The following is a 2,360-nucleotide window of genomic DNA, read 5'->3' on the forward strand; positions in this document are numbered from 1 at the left end:
CGCGCCGACCGGCGGATGCGCCCGTCGGCGCCGCGGGTGCGTCAGACCGCGGAGAAGGAGACCTCGGTGGACTTGATCAGCGCGGTGACCGGCGTGCCGGGCTCGAGCTTGAGCTCCTCGGCCGCCGCCCGGGTGATCGCTGCCGTGAGCTCCACGTCCTTGCCGACCTTGATCCGCGCGACTGACATCGCACCGCCGGAGTCGAGGCCGACAAGCGTGCCCGACAGCTTGTTCCGGATACTCAGTCCCGACACCTCGGTGGTCGCCACCGCGATGTCGGTTGACTTGATGAGCGCCTCCACGGCGGTGCCGATGCCGATACCGAGATCCTTGATCGCGTCCATCGTGACCGTGGCCGCGAGCGTTTGGCCGCCGGGAATCTCCATGGTGACGGTTCCCATGACCGAGCCGCTGACTATCTCGGTAATAATTCCGGTGAATCGGTTACGAATACTAAGGATCATGAATCGACCTTATCTAGCTCATGTATCGGACGAGTTGCATGACGACGGTGTTACCCGAGTCACGCGGCCGTCTTCCGGCCGTTCGAGCAACGCTGCGACCGGCGAATACCCCCGGGCAGTCGGGTCACACCGAGGCCTATCGGACCGTCCGACCCGGCCAACCGGTCCGCACTAACGGACCCTTCTTCCCGCACCAGTCCGCATCTGCGTTCAAATTGCTAGTATCTAACCGTAGATGCGGCTGAACGCCGGGCCGCAGGGTGGCCGCAACCCGCGGTCGCCTGCCCCCGGCAAGGAAGGGGCGGCGGATGTCCGCGCAGCTCAGCGCCGCTATAACCGCGGCGCACCGCCTCGTCACGGGTCCCACGGCCGCGGGCGGCCCCCCGGCGCCCACCACCTGTGGACCACCCGGCGCCGGGGCGTATCGAGCTGTCAACAAGAATGACAACCGGCCGCCCGTCCCCGCAAAGAGCCGGAAACCTGTCGGTCAAGAGCCTACCGGCACTTCCGTCCCGGCCTTTGCCCGCAGGTCCGACGCGAATTCCGAGCAGAGTAGGTATCTGACGTGTCCTGGAGCGGCTCCGCACACTCCCACGAGGAGACGACCGAGTGGCTCTCGCGAGTCGAGAAGGTCACTCCCGTCCTGGTCCGCCACCGCGAACAGGCCGAGCGGGAAAGGGTGACGCCGGCCGCCGTCATCGCCGCGCTGAGGGACCAGAACATTCACCGCATGTGGGTGTCCCCGTCCTTCGGCGGCGGCGGAGTCAGCGTCCGGACCGGCTCCGCCGTCCTGCAGGCCCTCGCCCGCGTCGACGCCTCGGTCGCCTGGCAGATGGGGGTGCAGGGGGTCATCTCCCGGATGTCGGACTACCTGCCCGAGCAGGTCGCCGGCCAGCTCTTCCAGGACAGCGACGGGCTCGTGGTCGGTGGGATCAACCCGTCCGGTCAGGCCGAGCCGGTACCCGGCGGCTACCGGCTGCGGGGCCGCTGGTCCTTCGCGAGCGGATCCACGCACGCCGACTGGCTGGTCTGTGCCTCCCTGGTCACCGAGTTGGACCCCCCCGCCGGCGCCCCCGCGGAAGGCGATCCCGCGGAAGGCGATCCCGTGCTGGCGGCGACCGCGCGGACCCGGATGCTGTTCGTGCCGGCCGACGCGGTCCGCTTCGACGACGACTGGTTCACGACGGGCCTGCGGGGGACGGGCAGTGTCAGCTTCACCGTCGACGACCAGTTCGTGCCCGAGGAGTTCACCGTCGACGGCGGGCTGCTGCGTCGGCCACCGGCCGCCCGCCCCTCCCGCGGCTACCCCATCGCCTACTACGACTTCGGGCCGTTCACCACGGCGTCGACGATCCTCGGCATCGCCCAGGATGCGCTGAGCGCCTTCCCCGGCATCGCCGTGGGCACGGTCCCCGCGCGGGGGACGCAGACCCTGGGCTCGAGCCACACCGTCCAGGCCGGCCTCGCCCGCGCCGCCGCGTTGGTCCGCTCCGCCGAGCTGCTGCTGGAGGACGCCGCCAACCATGCCAGCCTGCGCTGCCTGATCGGCGGGGAGGAGCTGTCCGCGCTGATCAGACTGGCCGCTGCCACCGTCGGCGAGAACACGGTCAAGGCCGTGGACAGCCTGCACAGCATGGCCGGCACCCGCGCGCTGGGCGCCGGCGGACGCCTCGACCGCTGCCTGCGCGACGTCCACAGCGCGGCCGCGCACATCACCCTGTCGCCGATGAACTTCGAGATGGTCGGCGCCTACCTGCTGGGCGGCTCGCTGCTGATGCGGCGTTGACCGCGAGCCCGCCGGCCGGCACGACGTCCGGATCCGGACGCGGCCACCGCCGGCTCTCGCGGCCACCGTCCGCCCGTCGGCGCCCGTCCGCCCGTCGGCGCCCGTCCGTC

Annotated in this window: 2 protein-coding genes; one reads left to right on the forward strand and one right to left on the reverse strand. The window is 70.6% G+C overall.

Annotation, left to right across the window (positions count from 1 at the left end):
• Positions 1-41: 41 nt before the first annotated feature.
• Positions 42-464 (reverse strand): molybdopterin-binding protein, encoded by a 423-nt coding sequence (locus tag ND748_RS30140; RefSeq protein WP_251749615.1) that lies wholly within the window; start codon positions 462-464, stop codon positions 42-44.
• A 565-nt stretch (positions 465-1,029) separates the two neighbouring features.
• On the opposite strand from ND748_RS30140, the gene ND748_RS30145 reads away from it, so the two are divergent.
• Positions 1,030-2,250, forward strand: a complete 1,221-nt coding sequence (locus ND748_RS30145; protein ID WP_251749617.1) for an acyl-CoA dehydrogenase family protein — start codon at positions 1,030-1,032, stop codon at positions 2,248-2,250.
• Positions 2,251-2,360 lie beyond the last annotated feature (110 nt).

Source organism: Frankia sp. AiPs1, from assembly GCF_023716945.1.
Taxonomy (GTDB): Bacteria; Actinomycetota; Actinomycetes; order Frankiales; family Frankiaceae; genus Frankia.